Source organism: uncultured Stenotrophomonas sp. (genome assembly GCF_913778665.1).
Taxonomy (GTDB): domain Bacteria; phylum Pseudomonadota; class Gammaproteobacteria; order Xanthomonadales; family Xanthomonadaceae; genus Stenotrophomonas.
Genome location: NZ_CAJYVQ010000010.1, coordinates 61,664 through 78,621 on the forward strand (window position 1 = coordinate 61,664; position 16,958 = coordinate 78,621).

At 68.5% G+C, this 16,958-nt stretch carries 12 protein-coding genes; 9 read left to right on the forward strand and 3 right to left on the reverse strand.

The features are described 5' to 3' along the window. The first annotated feature begins 118 nt into the window (after positions 1 to 118). Positions 119 to 2,449, forward strand: a complete 2,331-nt coding sequence (locus QZ853_RS14360; protein ID WP_295574464.1) for a TonB-dependent receptor — start codon at positions 119 to 121, stop codon at positions 2,447 to 2,449. Positions 2,450 to 2,597: 148 nt separating this feature from the next. Here the strand turns inward: QZ853_RS14360 and rnd are convergent, their stop codons facing one another. Beyond that, on the reverse strand, positions 2,598 to 3,677 hold the full coding sequence (rnd, locus tag QZ853_RS14365; protein WP_295574466.1) for a ribonuclease D: 1,080 nt from the start codon (positions 3,675 to 3,677) through the stop codon (positions 2,598 to 2,600). Between the two features lie 84 nt (positions 3,678 to 3,761). Between rnd and QZ853_RS14370 the strand changes: the two genes are divergently transcribed. Next, the gene (locus QZ853_RS14370) at positions 3,762 to 5,648 is read left to right on the forward strand and encodes a formylglycine-generating enzyme family protein (RefSeq protein WP_295574469.1); all 1,887 of its coding nucleotides are present in this window, start codon (positions 3,762 to 3,764) and stop codon (positions 5,646 to 5,648) included. Positions 5,649 to 5,737: 89 nt separating this feature from the next. Continuing rightward, positions 5,738 to 6,634, forward strand: coding sequence for a M48 family metallopeptidase (locus tag QZ853_RS14375; protein ID WP_295574472.1), 897 nt, complete (start codon positions 5,738 to 5,740; stop codon positions 6,632 to 6,634). A 278-nt stretch (positions 6,635 to 6,912) separates the two neighbouring features. Here the strand turns inward: QZ853_RS14375 and xseA are convergent, their stop codons facing one another. After that, positions 6,913 to 8,244: an exodeoxyribonuclease VII large subunit gene (xseA, locus tag QZ853_RS14380; RefSeq protein WP_295574475.1), complete on the reverse strand. Its 1,332-nt coding sequence runs from the start codon at positions 8,242 to 8,244 to the stop codon at positions 6,913 to 6,915. A 44-nt stretch (positions 8,245 to 8,288) separates the two neighbouring features. Then, positions 8,289 to 9,359, reverse strand: coding sequence for a tRNA epoxyqueuosine(34) reductase QueG (gene queG / locus QZ853_RS14385; RefSeq protein ID WP_295574478.1), 1,071 nt, complete (start codon positions 9,357 to 9,359; stop codon positions 8,289 to 8,291). Between the two features lie 23 nt (positions 9,360 to 9,382). Between queG and QZ853_RS14390 the strand changes: the two genes are divergently transcribed. The 6 genes from QZ853_RS14390 (at position 9,383) to QZ853_RS14415 (ending at position 16,924) form a co-directional block, all read left to right on the forward strand. Continuing rightward, positions 9,383 to 10,867, forward strand: coding sequence for an NAD(P)H-hydrate dehydratase (locus tag QZ853_RS14390; protein ID WP_295574480.1), 1,485 nt, complete (start codon positions 9,383 to 9,385; stop codon positions 10,865 to 10,867). Beyond that, positions 10,864 to 11,346 (forward strand): tRNA (adenosine(37)-N6)-threonylcarbamoyltransferase complex ATPase subunit type 1 TsaE, encoded by a 483-nt coding sequence (gene tsaE / locus QZ853_RS14395; protein WP_295574482.1) that lies wholly within the window; start codon positions 10,864 to 10,866, stop codon positions 11,344 to 11,346. Before QZ853_RS14390 ends, tsaE begins: the two co-directional genes overlap by 4 nt. A gap of 82 nt (positions 11,347 to 11,428) precedes the next feature. Continuing rightward, a complete protein-coding gene (locus QZ853_RS14400) occupies positions 11,429 to 12,967 on the forward strand; it encodes an N-acetylmuramoyl-L-alanine amidase (protein WP_295574485.1) in 1,539 nt (512 codons plus the stop codon). A 147-nt stretch (positions 12,968 to 13,114) separates the two neighbouring features. Next, a complete protein-coding gene (mutL, locus tag QZ853_RS14405; RefSeq protein WP_295574489.1) occupies positions 13,115 to 15,022 on the forward strand; it encodes a DNA mismatch repair endonuclease MutL in 1,908 nt (635 codons plus the stop codon). Between the two features lie 11 nt (positions 15,023 to 15,033). Continuing rightward, a complete protein-coding gene (locus QZ853_RS14410; protein WP_295574492.1) occupies positions 15,034 to 15,963 on the forward strand; it encodes a DUF1684 domain-containing protein in 930 nt (309 codons plus the stop codon). Position 15,964: 1 nt separating this feature from the next. After that, positions 15,965 to 16,924 (forward strand): TraB/GumN family protein, encoded by a 960-nt coding sequence (locus QZ853_RS14415; RefSeq protein WP_295574494.1) that lies wholly within the window; start codon positions 15,965 to 15,967, stop codon positions 16,922 to 16,924. Positions 16,925 to 16,958: the final 34 nt, after the last annotated feature.

Genomic DNA, 16,958 nt, shown 5'->3' on the forward strand with positions numbered 1-16,958 from the left:
CCGGATGCTGCGCAACGAAATCGTAACAATTTGGGGGATAATGGCCGCTTGCGCAGTTCTCCCCCCTTTTTGCCGCCCGGCTCGCGCAGGCCGCACGGACGCCTCCTCAGAGCATTGCATGCCCTCCCATACCGATTCCCGACGCCTGTCGGGTCTGTCGCCTTCCCTTCTTTCCTTCCGCCGCCATCCGCTGGCGCTGGCCTGTGCCGGCCTGGCCCTGGTCGGCAGCTTCGGTGCCGCCGCGCAGGACAGCGCGCCGACTCCGACCGGCCTGGACACGATCACCGTGACCGCCGAACACCGTGAGCAGAACCTTCAGGAAGTGCCGGTCTCGGTCGGCGTGGTACAGGGTGAGCGCATGCGCGACTTCACCGCCGGCGGCGACGACACCCTGCTGGCACTGTCCGGCCGCGTGCCGAGCCTGTATGCGGAAACCACCACCGGCCGCATCTTCCCGCGCTTCTACATCCGCGGCCTGGGCAACATCGACTTCTACCTGGGTGCCTCGCAGCCGGTGTCGATCATCCAGGACGACGTGGTGCTGGAACACGTGGTGCTGAAATCCAACCCGGTCTATGACGTGGACCAGGTGGAAGTGCTGCGCGGTCCGCAGGGTTCGCTGTTCGGCCGCAACACCACCGCCGGCATCGTCAAGTTCGACACCCTGAAGCCGACCCAGGATTACACCGGCCGCGTCAGCGCCAGCTACGCGACCTATAACAGTGTGTCGATCGACGGCGGCTTCGGTGGCCCGATCAACGACGTCGCCTCGTTCCGCGTGTCGGCCCTGTACCAGCACCGCGACGACTACGTTGACAACACCTACCGCGGCCCGAGCGCCGACGGCACGGTCAGCCCGAAGAAGAACGCCATGGGCGGCTTCGACGACCGCAACGTGCGCGCGCAGCTGCTGCTGACCCCGAGCGACCAGTTCTCGATCCTGGCCTCGGCCCACGCCCGTGACTACGAAGGTACTTCGACCCTGTTCCTGCGCGGCGCGCTGACCAAGGGCTCGAACAAGACCGACGTGCCGCGCGACAAGGTCGCCTACGACGAGGCCGACAACAACCCGCAGGCCTACAAGACCTACGGCGGCTCGGTGAAGGCACGCTACGACTTCGGTGCGATCGACTTCACCTCGATCACCGCCTACGAAACCACCTCCGGCTACAGCCGTGGCGATACCGACGGCGGCGCCGCGGTGAACTTCCCGGTCAACGGCGTGCCGAACGGCTACGGCCAGTCGATGGGCCGCATCCGCGACCTGGACCAGTGGACCCAGGAATTCCGCCTGGCCAGCCATGACGACAGCGCGCTGCAGTGGCAGGCCGGCGCGTTCTACTTCAACGGCAGCGACACCACCGATTTCTATCAGCGCGCGTGGTTCCTGCAGGGCGCCGCACGCAACCCCAACAACTGGGTACGCCTGCGCAACAAGAACACCTCATGGGCTGGTTTCGGCCAGATCAGCTACGCCTTCACCGACAAGTTCACCGTCACCGCTGGCCTGCGCCAGACCAGGGACGAGAAGCACACCCGCCTGCTGAAGACCGCTGATACTGCTGCCGGCGTGGTCACCTACAAGGGCCGCACTGACGTCAAGATGTCCGATACCACGCCGAGCTGGGATCTGAGCGCGATGTATCAGATCACCCCGGACGTGAGCGTCTATGCGAAGGTCGCGCGCGGCTTCCGCGGCCCGACCATCCAGGGTCGTTCGGCAGTGTTCAATGCCGACTTCACCACTGCCGATTCGGAGACCATCCTGTCCTGGGAGGCGGGCGTGAAGAGCAGCCTGTGGGACAACCGCCTGCGCCTGAACGCCACCGCGTTCACCTACACCGTCAACGACATCCAGCTCAACGGCAACGATTCGGACGGCAACGGTGTGCTGTTCAACGCCGACAAGGCCAAGGCCTACGGCTTCGAAGCCGACATGGAACTGCGCCCGATCCCGAACCTGACCCTGAGCGCCGGCCTGAGCCTGCTGCACAGCGAGATCAGGGACAAGCGCGTGTACGCGCAGGTCTGCGGGCTCAACGGCCAGGTGGTATGCACCGTGAATGACCCGACCATCAAGGTCGGTGCCAACACCTTCGCGCAGATCGATGGCAACCCGCTGCCGAACGCACCGAAGTACAACGTCAACCTGGCCGCCCGCTACGACTTCCCGGTCAGCGACGCTGGCACCATGTTCGTGTCCACCGACTGGAACAAGCAGGGTTACACCAGCTTCGTGTTGTACGACAGCAAGGAGTTCAACTCCAAGGGTGACTTCGAGGGCGGCCTGAAGATCGGCTACTCGGGCAACTACGGTGCCTACGAAGTGGCGCTGTTCGCGCGCAACATCACCAACGAGAAGAATCTCAAGGGTGTGATCGAAAACTACATGGCCGCGGTGTACAACGAACCGCGCACCGTGGGTGTCTCGCTGAACATGAACTGGTAATGCAATGCTGCGGTGGCGGGATTGCTCGTCATTGCAGGATTTGAACGCAAAGGGCGGCCCGGTGATCCGGGCCGCCCTTCTTGTTGGCAGGCGTTGCAGGTGCTCTTGGCCGCGGCACGGGCGCCGGTGTTCACGGCGCCGGAGGCTGTCAGCGCGCGGGCAGCAGCGGTTGCAGCCGTGATTCCAGTTCCTGCTGCCGCCAGCCGGCCAGCGCCGCCGGCCACTGGCGACGTTCCAGGTAGCTTTCCAGATGCTTGCGCGAGGCCAGTACACCGTCCGGCAGGCCCAGTTCGCGGCTGCGTTCGGCGACTGCATCCTGCAGCTTCTTCAGGGCCTGCTTGTTGCTGTCGTTGGCCGGCAGCGCCAGCGGCGCATCGGCCTCATCGGCCAGCGGCGTGTCCAGCGCCTGCCAGACCGCTGCGGCCAGCTTGCGCGGGGCCTTCGGGAACTGCTCGAACAGCTTGCCCAGCGCGGCCGCGTCAGCCGGCGGCGTGCGTGCGAGGGTGGCGGCCAGCTCGTTGTCCAGTATCCAGCTGCGCGGGCGGTCGCTGTTGCGTGCCTGCATATCGCGCCAGCGCAGCAGGCGCAGCAGGCGGTGCTGTGCGGCGCCATCGAGGAACTGTGCCGAGCGCATCGCCAGGTGCGGCCAGCGGTCTTCGTCGTTGGCGACGCTGGCCAGCAGCCGCTCACCATCATCGTGCAGCCACTGCTGGCGGCCCAGCGCCTGCAGCTTGGCATCGATGGCGTCGTGCAGGGCGAACAGATGCTCTACATCGTCGGCGGCGTACTGCAGCTGCGACTCCGACAGCGGGCGGCGCATCCAGTCCGAGCGGGTCTCGCCCTTGGCCAGTGTCACCCCGGTGATCTCTGCCACCAGCTTCTGGTAGCCCATGCCGCCGCCGATGCCGGCCAGCGAGGCACCGATCTGGGTGTCGAACAGCGGCCGCGGCATCACCCCGCAGGCCCACTTGAAGGCCACCAGGTCTTCGCTGGCGCTGTGCATCACCTTGGTGATCGATTCGTCGGCCAGCCAGGGCGCAAGCGCTTCGGTCATGCCGGGAATCAGCGGGTCGATCAGCAGGATGTCCTGCCCGACAGCCATCTGCACCAGTGCCAGTTGCGGCCAGAAGGTGCGTTCACGGATGAATTCGGTGTCCAGGCCGATGCGGGCTGGGCGCTGCTGGAGGTATGCGTCCAGCTCGGCGGGGGTGGTGATCCAGGTTGCCACGGGTCGGGGCCTACTACTCGGGTTTGCTCAGGCAGGGGAGAATAGCCTAACGTCGGTCCGCGTCCGTGCCGAAGGAGGCCCCGCTTGCGTTTTCCGTTGTCGTCCGTGCTCTGCATCTCCGTGGCCATGGCGATGGCCGGCTGTACGCCGTCGCCGCCGGCGAGCACGCAACGGACGGCCGATGGCGAGACGCGACCAAGCGCGGACCGCGCTGTCGAAGCCGGCCCGCTGGCCGGGCCGGGCAGCGTCACCATTGCCGGCGACGATGCCGTGGAAGACGTGCAGCAGTGGACGCCGCCGCGGGTGGATCGCCAGGGCCGCAGCCAGGTCCAGCTGCGCCGCGCCGCCGAGCAGGCGTTCGCGGCGGGGCGGCTGTACGAGGATGCCGATGCCGCCATACCGCTGTGGCTGGCGGTACAGGAAGAGGACCCGGATGACCGCCAGGCCAGACTGGGCCTGCAGCGCGCCCGCCAGCGCCTGCAGCAGCAGGCAGATGCCCTGCTGGTACGGCCGGAGAAGCAGCGCGAGGCGCTGGCCGAGGCCGGTCGCCAGGCGCTGGTGCTGTTGAGCCTGGCGCCGAAGGATGACGCGGTGCGCGCGCTGCAGGGCCGCGTCGAACGGGCGCAACGCGTCGTGGCCTACAACCGTGCCGGTGAAGACGACCTGCGCGCGGACCGCATTGGTGAGGACGGTGACGGTGCCATCGGCAACTTCCGCGAGGCACTGGCGCTGGATGAACACAACCGGCGGGCGCGGCAGGGCCTGGCCGCGGCCGAGAGCGGGCTGATCCGCCGTGCCGAGGACGCCGCGCGTGCGCGCGACTTCGCCAGTGCCGGTGCCTGGCTGGCCGAGGCCAGCAAAGTGCGCGATTCCTCGCCGACGATTGCCGATGCCTTCGAGCGCATCGAACAGATCCGCGCCGCCGCTTTGGTGCAGCTGCGCGACGGTGGCCTGCGCGACCTGACCACCCCGCAGGGCCTGAAGCCGGCGCGCGAGAAGCTGGCCGAAGCCCTGCGCATCGCCCTGCCGGGTGACCCGGTGGTGGCACAGCTGCGCGAACGCATCGACCTGGCGACCCACTACGGCAGCTTCCGTCCGGGCCAGGTGTTCAGCGACGCCCTGCGCGATGGCGGCCGCGGCCCGCAGATGGTGGTGGTCCCGCATGGCGGTTTCCAGATGGGCGCCGGTGATGCCGAACCGGGCTCCAGCGATGCCGAGCGTCCGTCGCACTATGTGCGCTTTGATCGGGGCTTTGCGATGGCGATCACCGAAGTCACCGTCGGTGATTTCGAGCGCTACGTAAAGGCGGCCAACGCGCGGCCGCGCGCGACCCGGCGCGGGCATTCGGTGGTCTATGACGAGCGCAGCGGCAACTTCATCCGCCGCAGCGGGGTCGATTGGCGGTCGGGCTACGACGGCGGCCGCGCACTGGGCAATTCGCCGGTGATGCATGTGAGTGTGCGTGATGCCGAGAACTACGCGGCGTGGCTGTCCGAGCAGACCGGCCGCAGTTACCGCCTGCCCAGCGAAGCCGAATTCGAATATGCACTGCGCGCAGGCAGCAGTGGCCGTTATCCGTGGGGGGATGCCGGTACGCCTCCGCCGGGCAGCGGCAACTTCACCGGCAGCAAGGACGTGTCACCGTCAGGGCGGCACTGGCACAACGCCTTCATCGGCTATGGCGATGGCTGGTGGGGACCAGCACCGGTGGCCAGCTTCCAGGCCAATGCCTTCGGCCTGCATGACATGGGCGGCAACCTCAGTGAATGGGTCGCCGACTGCTGGCATGCCAGCTACCGCCGTGCACCATCCGACGGCGTGGCCTGGTTCAACCCGGGCTGCCGTGCGCGGGTGATCCGTGGCGGCAACTGGGCCAACGCACCGGAGCAGACCCGTGCGGCGTGGCGGCAATCGCAGGATTCGGACACGACCAGCGCGCGCATCGGCTTCCGCCTGGTGCGGGGCATCTGAGCGGACGCCGGCTTCACCCATTGCTGGCGTCGGCGCACTAAGATTGCGCCGTGCCCGCCGGCCGGCGGGGCCTGCTGGAAGACCACCCGATGCGCAACGATCCTTTTTCCCGCTCGCCCCAAGGCCCGCAGCGACGTGGCCTGTTCGGCAATATCCGCTGGTGGGTGCTGCTGCTGGCTGCCGGCTATGCGCTGTTCTACTGGGTCTCCAACCGCACGGTCGATCCCTACACTGGCGAGAAGGTGATGATCGACAGCAGTCTTGACGCGCGGCAGGAGACCGCGCTGGGGCTGCAGGCCTATCAGCAGATCCTGTCGGAGGAACCACCGATGGATCCGAACGCACCGATCGCACGCGACGTGCGCGACATCGCGCAGCGGCTGATTGCAAAGGTGGATGTGGTGGAGACCGCGCTGGCGCAGGAACATGGTGTGCAGCCTGCGCATTTCGCCCGTGATTTCCAGTGGGAAGTGAACGTGATTCCGTCCGGGCAGGCCAATGCGTTCTGCCTGCCGGGCGGCAAGATGGCGGTCTATACCGGGCTGGTGCCGGTGGCACGTACCCGCGATGCGATGGCGGTGGTGATGGGCCACGAGATCGCCCACGCGCTGCTGCGACATGGTGCACAGCGCATGGCACAGCAAAAGCTGACCCAGATCGGGCAGATGGCCGGGGCCGCCAGTGGCATGGATGCGCAGCAGCAACAGATGGTGATGTCGGCGATGGGCTACGGCTACCTGCTGCCGTACGCACGCAGCCACGAGACGCAGGCCGATGAAGTCGGCCTGATGCTGGCAGCAGCGGCGTGCTTCGACCCCCGCGAGGCGGTGCCGTTGTGGCAGCGGATGGGCCAGGCCAGCGGGGGGCAGTCGCCGCCGGAGTTCGCCTCCACCCATCCCAACCCGGGCACCCGCATCCAGAATCTGCAGGCGCTGATGCCGAAGGCGCTCGAGTACCGGCAGAAATTCTGCGAACAGGCAAAGTAGGGGGGCTCGGCAGGGCTTGCAGCCCTGCACCTGCCGAAGCCAGAGCAGCAGCAATAGCAACAGCGTGCATTCCGTGGGATGGCGGGGTGGGTCCGGCCGCGGGGGACGCCGTAAATACGTCCATGTAGGCTAAGGATGTACTTGCGGCGTCCCCGCACGCCCGCACGCCCGCACGCCGACACCGTCCCGCCATCCCACGGAATGCCGGCTTTTGACGTTGACGTTGCTCTTGCTCGAAGCATCTGCAGGTGCAGGGCGCAGCCCTGCCGAGCAACCCTTTACTTGACCTGCACGTCGATCACGCCGTCGCCGACGCGCGCCTGCAGCGCATCGCCCGGCTGCACCTGGTCGAGCTTCCGCACGAGCGTACCGTCGTCGCTGCGGGTGAGGATGCTGTAGCCGCGGGCCACGGTCGCCAGCGGGCTGACCGCTTCCAGCGAACGCGCCAGCCCGCGCAGGCGCAGTGCATCGCGTTCCAGCAGGCGCTGCATTGCAGCCTGCGGACGCCCGCGCAGGGCGGCCAGGCGGCGCTGCAGCGCATCGAGCTGGCGCTGCGGGTGGTGCCCGCGCAACACTGCCGCTGCATGACGCAGGCGCGCGGCACGGCGCTCCTGCTGCTGGTTGAACGCAGCCTGCAGGCGCCGGCCCAGATCCAGCTGGCGGCGGCGCAGCAGCTCCAGCCGCGCCTGCGGACTCTGTGCGTTCAAGCGCAGCAGGGTGCGATCGGCGCGCTGCATGGCCTGCTGCATCGTGTGCCGCTGCAACTGCACCATGCGTGCCGCCGTGCGGCGCAGGCGCAGCGCCAGCTCGCGCTGGTCCGGTACCAGCAGTTCGGCGGCCACCGACGGTGTCGGCGCGCGCAGGTCGGCGGCGAAATCACTCAGGCTGAAGTCGGTTTCATGGCCGACCGCTGAAACCACCGGGGTGTGGCTGGCCGCAATCGCGCGTGCCAACGCTTCATCGTTGAACGCCCACAGGTCTTCCAGCGAACCGCCCCCGCGGGTCAGCAGGATCACGTCGTAGCGGCCGCTGGCATCGGCCGCCTGCAGCAGGCGGGTGATCTGCGCGGCAGCGGTGCTGCCCTGCACCAGGGTCGGCAGCAGGTCCACCTCCAGCAGCGGGAAGCGGCGGCCCAGCACGCTCAGCACGTCGCGCACGGCGGCACCTGTGGGCGAGGTGATCACCGCCAGGCGCTGCACATGTGCGGGCAGCGGTCGCTTGCGCGCCGGGTCGAACAGGCCTTCAGCCTCCAGTCGCGCCTTCAGCTCCTCGAATGCGCGGCGCAGCGCGCCTTCGCCGGCTTCCTCCATGTGGTCGAGCACCATCTGGTACTCGCCACGGGCGTCGTACAGGGTCACCTTGCCGCGCACCAGCACGCGCATGCCTTCGCGCGGTACGAACTTGAGGTACTGCGCCTTCATCCGGAACATCGCCGCACGCAGCTGGGCGCGCGCATCCTTCAGCGTGAAGTAGAGATGCCCCGAGGCAGGGCGCGCCACGCTGCCCAGCTCGGCCTCGACCCAGATCGCCGGGAAGCTGCCTTCCAGCAAGTCGCGGGCCAGGGTGTTGAGCTGGCTGGGGGTGAGGATGTCGTTGTTGCGAGGCTGCATGGGAACGGCGTGCGGCAGGTGGAACGGGTGATCAGGATCGCACGTCAGCGCGGTGCGTGCTGGCCCAGCGCCCACTGCACGTGCTCGCGCACCAGCGGCGAGGGATCGTCGACGCGGGTGTGCAATGCGGCTAGTGTCTCGGCCGAGGTCGGCGCATTGCCGAGTGCCACGGCGATGTTGCGCAGCCAGCGCTCATGACCGCTGCGCCGGATCGGGCTGCCTTCGGTGCGGCGCAGGAACTCGGCCTCATCCCAGGCGAACAGCTGGTCCAGGCGCGCGGTATCAAGGTTGTTGCGTGCACGGAAATCGGCTTCGTCGGTACGCTTGGCGAACTTGTTCCAGGGGCAGACCAGCTGGCAGTCATCGCAACCGTAGATGCGGTTGCCGATCAGCGGCCGCATGTCCTCGGGAATGGCGCCGTCGTGTTCGATGGTCAGGTAGGAAATGCAGCGCCGCGCGTCCAACCGCTGCGGGCCGATGATGGCCTGGGTGGGGCAGACGTCGATGCAGCGCGTACAGGTGCCGCAGTGCGCGGTGGCCGCTGCGTCGATCGGCAGCGGGATGTCGATGTAGATCTCGCCGATGAAGAACCAGGACCCGCCGTGGCGGTCGATCAGACAGGTGTGCTTGCCGATCCAGCCGAGCCCGGCATTGCGCGCCAGCGCGCGTTCCAGCACCGGCGCCGAATCGACGAAGACGCGGTAGCCGAGCGGCGCCACTTCATCGTTGATCTGCGTGGCCAGCTTCTGCAGCCGGTTGCGCATCAGCTTGTGGTAATCGCGGCCCAGCGCGTAGCGGGCCACATAGGCGCGGCCGGGATCGGCCAGGGTCGCCCAGGCTTCGGTGTCGTCCTTGTGGCTGTAATCCATGCCCACCGAAATGACCCGTACCGTACCCGGCAGCAGTTCGGCCGGGCGCGCGCGCAGGGTGCCGTGGCGGGCCATCCAGTCCATCGTCCCGTACAGGCCCTTGCCCAGCCAGTCGGCCAGGTGCGCCTCGTCCTCGGCCAGCTCGATGCCGGCGATGCCGCAGCGCTGGAAGCCATGCGCACGGGCCAGTTCACGGATGCGCTGCACGGCCTGGGCCGGATCGACAGGGACGGGGACGGGGGACATGTGCACCAGTATAAAATCCTGGCATGCCCGATCTTTCCCTTCTGTTCGATACCGCTGCGGCGCGCCGCCTGGATGCGCGCGCCTCGACGTTGGCCGGTGACGCTGGCTGGGGCCTGATGGCGCAAGCTGGCCTGGCCGGCTGGCAATGCCTGCTGCAGCAGTGGCCCGAGGCCCGCGCGCTGTGCGTGCTGGCCGGCGCCGGCAACAACGGTGGCGATGGCTACGTGCTGGCCCGTCATGCCCTGCGCTCGGGACGGCAAGTGCAGGTGCTGACCTTGCCCGGCAAACCGGCCGCCACCGCGCTGGCCGTGCAGGCCGCTGCGCAGTTCGACGAAGCGGGAGGCCGCATTGACGCATTCGACGGGCGGCTGCCCGACGCCGACGTGTATGTGGATGCGCTGTTCGGGCTTGGCCTGGACCGGGCACCCAGCGGCGCCGCCCAGGCCCTGATCGAGGCGCTCAACCAGGCGCCTGCGCCGGTGCTGGCGCTGGACGTGCCCAGCGGTGTCGATGCCGATAGCGGGCGCGTACCCGGCGCGGCGGTGCGGGCCGATGTGACATTGCAGTTCATTGCGTGCCATCGCGGCCTGTACACCGGCGACGCGCTGGAACATGTAGGCCAACGCCGGTTGGCGCCGCTGGAACTGCCCGACCAGGCCTGGGCCGGCATCGAGGCCAGCGCGCAGCGCTGGACGGGGGACCGTCTGCCGGCGCTCCTGCCGCCGCGCCGGCTCAACACCCACAAGGGCGAATCCGGCCACGTGCTGTGCATTGGCGGCAACCATGGCAGCGGCGGTGCAGTGATGCTGGCCGCCGCCGCCGCGTTGCGTGCAGGGGCCGGGCTGGTCAGCGTGGGCACCCGCCGCGAGCATGTCGGTCCGCTGCTGGCGCGCCTGCCCGAGGCGATGACCCATGCGCTGGAAGATGGCGATGCGCTGATGGCACTACTGGACAAGGCCAGGGTGGTGGCGACCGGACCAGGGCTGGGCCAGGACGAATGGGCGCGCGCACTGTTTGCGCGGGCGCTGGCCTGCGGTAGGCCGCTGGTGCTTGATGCCGATGCGCTGAACCTGCTGGCGCAGGATCCGCGCGCGCTGCCTGATGCGATTCTCACCCCGCATCCGGGCGAGGCCGCGCGCCTGCTCGGCTGCGGCACCGCCGACATCCAGGCCGACCGCTATGCCAGCGCGCAGGCGCTGGCCGAGCGCTTCCATGCCGTAGTGGTGCTGAAGGGCGCGGGCAGCATTGTGGCGGCGCCCGCGCAGTTGCCGCGGCTGATTGCCGCCGGTAATCCCGGCATGGCCGTAGGCGGCATGGGTGACCTGCTCACGGGCATCATCGCCAGCCTGCGCGCGCAGGGCCTGGCTGCCTTCGACGCCGCCGCCGCCGGCGCGCTGCTGCATGCGCTGGCCGGCGATCGTGCTGCCGCCGACGGTGCGCGCGGCCTGCTTCCCACTGATCTGCTGGCGCCACTGCGGCGACTGGCCAACCCGGAACGTTCTCCATGACCGAATTTTTCCTTGCCGACAGCGACGCCACTGAACGGCTCGGGCAGTGGCTGGCGGCCACCCGGCCGGCGCAGGCGCTGGTCGAACTGCGCGGCGACCTCGGCGCCGGCAAATCCACCACCGCGCGCGCCCTGCTGCGCGCACTGGGCGTGCAGGGCGCGATCCGCAGCCCGACCTACACGCTGGTCGAGCGTTATCCGCTGGCGACCGGCGGTGAGGCGTGGCACCTGGACCTGTATCGCATTGGCCAGGCCGGTGAGCTGGATTTCCTCGGCCTGGACGAGGGCGGCGCGGTGCTGTGGCTGGTCGAATGGCCCGAGCGCGGTGCCGGCGCGCTGCCGCCCACCGACCTGGTGGTGGCGCTGGAGATCGAGGGGCAGGGGCGTCGTGCGCGTCTCAGTGCGGGCAGCGACGCAGGGCGTGAATGGCTCCAGCGGCTCCCCGAGGGGGGCGACTTGCAGGCCATTTCTGCCGGCTGACGAGAACAAACACCGGCAGGTTACGGATTATTAAGGAAAAAGGTGTTGCATTCCGTTCAGCGCGGTGATTGAATCCTGAGCCATGCGCCCGGGGAACCGTCTCATCGCCATCTGTGCAGCCGTCGGACTCGGTCTGGCGAGCGTCAGTGCGTGGGCCGGCGAGGTCCGCCAAGTCTTGCTGAATACCAGTGCCACCGGCACCCGCGCCGAGATCTCGCTGGTCGGCAGTGGTGGCTACAAGACCCTGTCACTGGCCGGCCCGAACCGGCTGGTGGTCGATTTCCCGGACTCCAGCGCGATCCGCAACTTGAAGATGCCGGCCCCGCAGGGCGTAGTGACAGCTGTCCGCACCGGTCAGCCGGTGGCGGGCACCTTCCGTGTCGTCTTCGACCTTGCTGAATCGGTGGCGCCGTTCCGCCCGCAGATGCAGCGCGAGGGCAATGAATCCAAGCTGGTGATCGAGTGGCCGGGTGATGGCCCGGCCGTGGCCGCCAGCCGAGCGACGCCGACGGCAACCGCAACCGCACCTGCGCCGTCCCCGGCCGAGAGCGCGCAGTCGCGCACCGACGCGGCGCGTGCCACGGCGTTGCTGACCGCACAGGTGCAGCAGCAGGCCAGTGCCGCTGCTGCCACGCCGGCAACGCCGACCCCGGCGCCGTCCACTGCGCCGGCGCAGGTCGCTGCGGCCGGTACCACGGCCAGCAGCACGACCGTTTCCTCGCCGGCGGCGATCCTCGCCGGCCAGCGCACGGCGGCCGTGGTGACCACGCCGCCGGCCACAGTGCCTGCGCCTGCGCCGGTTGAAACACCGCGTCCAGCCATGCCCAGCGATGCCTCGCGCATCCGCATGCAGCCGGGCATGCGCCATCTGGTGGTGGCGATCGATCCCGGCCACGGTGGCCAGGACCCGGGCGCGATCGGTCCGACCGGCAAGCGCGAGAAGGATGTCACCCTGGCCGTGGCCCGTGAGCTTGCGCGCCAGGTCAATGCCACGCCGGGCCTGAAGGCCTACCTGACCCGCGACAGCGACGTCTTCATCCCGCTGCCGATGCGCGCGCAGAAGGCGCGTGCCAACAAGGCCGACATCTTCATTTCGATTCACGCCGACGCCGCGGAGAACCGCTCGGCGACCGGTTCTTCGGTGTATGTGCTGTCCACCAAGGGCGCTTCTTCGCAGCGCGCGCGCTGGCTGGCGGACAAGGAAAACGCCGCCGACCTGGTGGGTGGCGTGCGCCTGCAGCAGACCGAAGGCACCTTGGCCAACGTGCTGCTGGACCTGGCCCAGAGCGGCTACATGAAGGCGTCCGAAGACGCGGCCGGCCACGTGCTGGGCGGCCTGAAGCGGATCGGCAACAACCACAAGCCGAACATCGAGCGCGCCAACTTCGCGGTGCTGCGCACCTCGGACATGCCGGCGATGCTGGTGGAAACTGCGTTCATTTCCAACCCGGATGAAGAGCGCCGCCTGATCGACCCGGCTTACCAGCGCAAGGTTGCCGGTGCTGTGCTGGATGGCGTGCACACCTTCTTCAGCCGGCAGCCGCCGCCGGGCACGCTGTACGCGGCCCGCGCCCAGGCTGAGATCGACGCCGCCGGGACCATGGCCGGCGGCAGCAAGTAACCCGACGAAGGCGGGTTTCTGCCTTCTATAGCGTCGAGCCGCGATCCACTGGACCTTGCCGGTAACTCGTCAGTCGAGCATGGCTCGACTCTACCGGCGGCTGCTCCGCTATCATCCCTGCATGAAGTCTGCTGCCCGTCCTTTCACATGAGTGCGCCTGGCCCGCGTCCGATCCGGCCGTTGCCGGACATCCTGATCAACCAGATCGCCGCCGGTGAAGTGGTCGAGCGTCCCGCGTCGGTGGTCAAGGAGCTGGTGGAGAACGCGATCGATGCCGGTGCCAGCCGCGTCGACATCGACCTTGAAGAAGGCGGTGTACGCCTGATCCGGATCCGCGACAACGGCAGTGGCATCGCGCCGGAGCAGTTGCCGCTGGCGGTCTCGCGGCATGCCACCAGCAAGATCGCCGATCTCGACGACCTCGAATCGGTGGCCACCCTCGGCTTCCGTGGTGAAGCACTGCCCTCGATCGCGTCGGTCAGCCGCTTTACCCTGGCCTCGCGTCGTGCGCATGACGAGCATGGTTCGGCACTGCAGATCGAAGGCGGCAAGATCGGCGAAGTGACTCCGCGCGCGCATGCGCCCGGCACCACGGTGGAAGTGCGCGAGCTGTTCTACAACGTGCCGGCACGCCGCAAGTTCCTGCGCGCCGAGCGCACCGAGCTGGGCCACATCGAAGAGTGGCTGCGTTCGCTGGCGCTGTCGCGACCGGATGTGGAGCTGCGCGTGTCACACAATGGCAAGGCGTCGCGCCGCTACAAGCCGGGCGACCTGTACTCGGATGCGCGCCTGGCCGAGACGCTGGGCGAGGATTTCGCCAACCAGGCGGTGCGCGTCGACCACAGCGGCGCGGGCCTGCGCCTGCACGGCTGGATCGCGCAGCCGCATTACTCGCGGGCCAGCGCCGACCAGCAGTACCTGTACGTCAATGGTCGTTCGGTGCGCGATCGCAGCGTCGCCCATGCGGTGAAGATGGCGTACGGCGATGTGCTGTACCACGGCCGCCAGCCGGCCTACGTGCTGTTCCTGGAACTCGACCCGACCCGTGTCGACGTCAACGTGCACCCGGCCAAGCACGAGGTTCGCTTCCGCGATTCGCGGCTGGTCCATGACTTCGTCTACCGCACCCTGAAGGACGCGCTGGCCGACACCCGCGCGGGCATGTCGGCGCAGGAGATCGGTGCCGGCGCGGTCCATCCGGTGGGCGCAGCGGCCGCAGCGCCGGTGTCGAGCGCCGGTGCGTCCGGTTTCGGACTGGTGCGTGGGCCCGCGCCGGGCGCCGGTTCGGGCGGCGGTGGTGGTGGTGGTTTTTCTGGCTGGCGTCCGCAGCAACCGCTGGGATTGCAGGTGGCCGATGCGTCGGCGGCCTATGCGGCGCTGTATGCCATGCCGGCCGCGGCCGAGCGCGGGGCGGCGCTGCCGCCGATGCCGGCCGAGAACGGTCTGCCGGTCACCAGTGCAGACGCCGGCGTACCACCGCTCGGCTATGCGATCGCACAGTTGCACGGCATCTACATTCTGGCCGAGAACGCGGAAGGCCTGATCGTGGTCGACATGCACGCCGCGCACGAACGTATCGGCTACGAGCGCCTGAAGAACGCGCACGATGGCATCGGCCTGCAGTCACAGCCGTTGCTGGTGCCGATCACGCTGGCCGTCGGCGAACGCGAGGCCGATACCGCGGAAGGCGAAGGCGAGACCCTGGCCGCACTCGGCTTCGAGGTAACCCGTGCCGGTCCCGGATCGCTGCACGTGCGCAGCATTCCGGCATTGCTGGCGCATGCGGAGCCGGAAGGGCTGCTGCGCGATGTGCTGACCGACCTGCGCGAACACGGCCAGAGCCGCCGCGTGGCGAGCGCGCGCGACGAGCTGCTGTCGACCATGGCCTGCCACGGTGCGGTGCGTGCCAACCGGCGCCTGACCGTGCCGGAAATGAACGCGCTGCTGCGCGACATGGAAATTACCGAGCGGTCCGGCCAGTGCAACCACGGCCGACCGACCTGGGCTCGTTTTTCGCTGGCGGAAATCGACCGCTGGTTCCTGCGCGGACGTTGAGGGGAGCATCGATGCGTTATCGGGGAATGGGCGGTCTGCTGGCCGCCTTGTTGTTGGCCGCGTGCAGCCCGGCGACATCGCCGGCCGCGAAGGTCGCTGAAGATCCGGCGTTTGCCGCCGCGCAGCAGCAGTGGCGGGTGGCGCGCTACCAGGACCTGACCCGGCCCGACGGCTGGACCGCACTGGTGGGCTTGCATTGGCTGCCGAATAAGTCGCACTTCGTCGGCAACGGCGCGACCAACGGCATTCGCCTGGCGGTCGGCCCAGACAAGCTGGGCCTGCTGCGCCGCGAGGGCAGCCAGTGGTGGTTCACGCCGGAAGCCGGCGTGGACGTCAGACATGACGGCCAGCCGGTGCGTGGCCGTATCCGCATCGATACCGACAAGGATCCGCAGCCGACCCTGCTCGCATTCGATGGCGGCAAGGGCCAGCTCAGCATCATTCGGCGCGGGCCGCGTGACGCACTGCGGGTCAAGCATGCCGATGCGCCCGCACGCCGTGATTTCGCCGGGCTGGAGTACTGGCCGGGCGGTCCGGACTGGCAGACGCAGGCACGCTTCATTCCACATCCGGCTGGGAGGACCCTGCCGATCGTCGACATCACCGGCCTGACCACCGAGATGCCCAATGCCGGCGCGGTCGAATTCGAACGCGATGGCCGCACATGGCGGCTGGAGGCGATCGGTGCCGCCGGGCAACCGCTGTTCCTGATCTTTGCCGACCGCACCAGTGGCCGCGGCAGCTATCCGGCCGGACGCTACCTGGACACCGATGCGCCCAGCGCCGATGGCAGGGTGCGCATCGACTTCAACCACGCCTACAACCCGCCCTGCGCGTTCACCGCCTACGCCACCTGCCCGTTGGCACCGCCGGAAAACCGGCTGGACCTGCGCGTGGAAGCGGGCGAGAAGGCTTACCACCTGCCTGAAGGAGAGGGCTGAGATGCCGATCAAACCACTGTTCCGGGCCGCGCTGCTGTTGGCGGCACTGCTGGCTGCACCGCTGGCACCTGCGCGTACTGCAGCGCCTGCTGCCGACACCACGACGACGGCCGCGGCCAAACCGCCGGTGCCGCTGCTGTGGAAGGTGACCGGTCCCGGCGATGCGCGGCTGTACCTGCTGGGCTCGTTCCATCTGCTGAAGCCGCAGGATTACCCGCTGTCGCCCGATGTCGAGCAGGCCTTCGAGGCTTCGCAGCGGATCGTGTTCGAGCTGTCGCCGGAAGACATGCAGTCGCCGCAGCTGGCCAGCCGCATGGTGCAGGCCGCAACCCGCACCGATGGCAGCGAGCTCAAGCGTGACCTGGATGCTGCGACCTGGCAGAAGCTGCAGGCCTTCGCCAGCGGGAACGCGCTGCCGTTGGCGCAGCTGCAGGGCATGAAGCCCTGGTTTGTCGGCCTGAGCATTTCGGTGGGACAGATGCAGAAGCTGGGCCTGGACCCGGCGCTGGGCCTGGATCGCCATTTCATGGAGCGCGCGCAGAAGACCGGGCGCAAGACCGCAGGCCTGGAAGACATCGACACGCAGATCGGCATGCTCGATGGCATGACCGTACAGGAGCAGCGGCAGATGCTGGCCGAGGCGCTGGACCAGGCGGGCAAGGGCGATGAGCAGGCGCGCCTGCTGCACGATGCATGGCGCCGCGGCGATGAGCGTCTGCTGTGGACGAAGATGGCGGCGGAGATGCGCCAGCAGTATCCGCAGCTGTACCAGCGCATCAACACCGGGCGCAACGATGCCTGGGTGCCGAAGCTGGTGCCGTACCTGCAGGCCGGGCAGGGCGGTACGCTGGTGGTGGTCGGCACGCTGCACCTGCTCGGCAACGATGGCGTGGTCGAGAAGCTGAAGGCCAAGGGCTACAAGGTCGAGCGCGTATGCACGGGGTGCAAGGCGAAGCGCTGACGCATCGTTGGCGCGGTGCCAAAACAAAACGGCG

Coding starts and splice junctions, on each gene's coding strand:
- QZ853_RS14360 (WP_295574464.1), top strand. CDS start 119: ATGCCCTCCCATACCGATTCCCGACGCCTGTCGGGTCTGTCGCCTTCC.
- QZ853_RS14375 (WP_295574472.1), top strand. CDS start 5,738: ATGCGCAACGATCCTTTTTCCCGCTCGCCCCAAGGCCCGCAGCGACGT.
- xseA (WP_295574475.1), bottom strand. CDS start 8,244: ATGCAGCCTCGCAACAACGACATCCTCACCCCCAGCCAGCTCAACACC.
- queG (WP_295574478.1), bottom strand. CDS start 9,359: ATGTCCCCCGTCCCCGTCCCTGTCGATCCGGCCCAGGCCGTGCAGCGC.
- QZ853_RS14390 (WP_295574480.1), top strand. CDS start 9,383: ATGCCCGATCTTTCCCTTCTGTTCGATACCGCTGCGGCGCGCCGCCTG.
- tsaE (WP_295574482.1), top strand. CDS start 10,864: ATGACCGAATTTTTCCTTGCCGACAGCGACGCCACTGAACGGCTCGGG.
- QZ853_RS14400 (WP_295574485.1), top strand. CDS start 11,429: ATGCGCCCGGGGAACCGTCTCATCGCCATCTGTGCAGCCGTCGGACTC.
- mutL (WP_295574489.1), top strand. CDS start 13,115: ATGAGTGCGCCTGGCCCGCGTCCGATCCGGCCGTTGCCGGACATCCTG.
- QZ853_RS14410 (WP_295574492.1), top strand. CDS start 15,034: ATGCGTTATCGGGGAATGGGCGGTCTGCTGGCCGCCTTGTTGTTGGCC.
- QZ853_RS14415 (WP_295574494.1), top strand. CDS start 15,965: ATGCCGATCAAACCACTGTTCCGGGCCGCGCTGCTGTTGGCGGCACTG.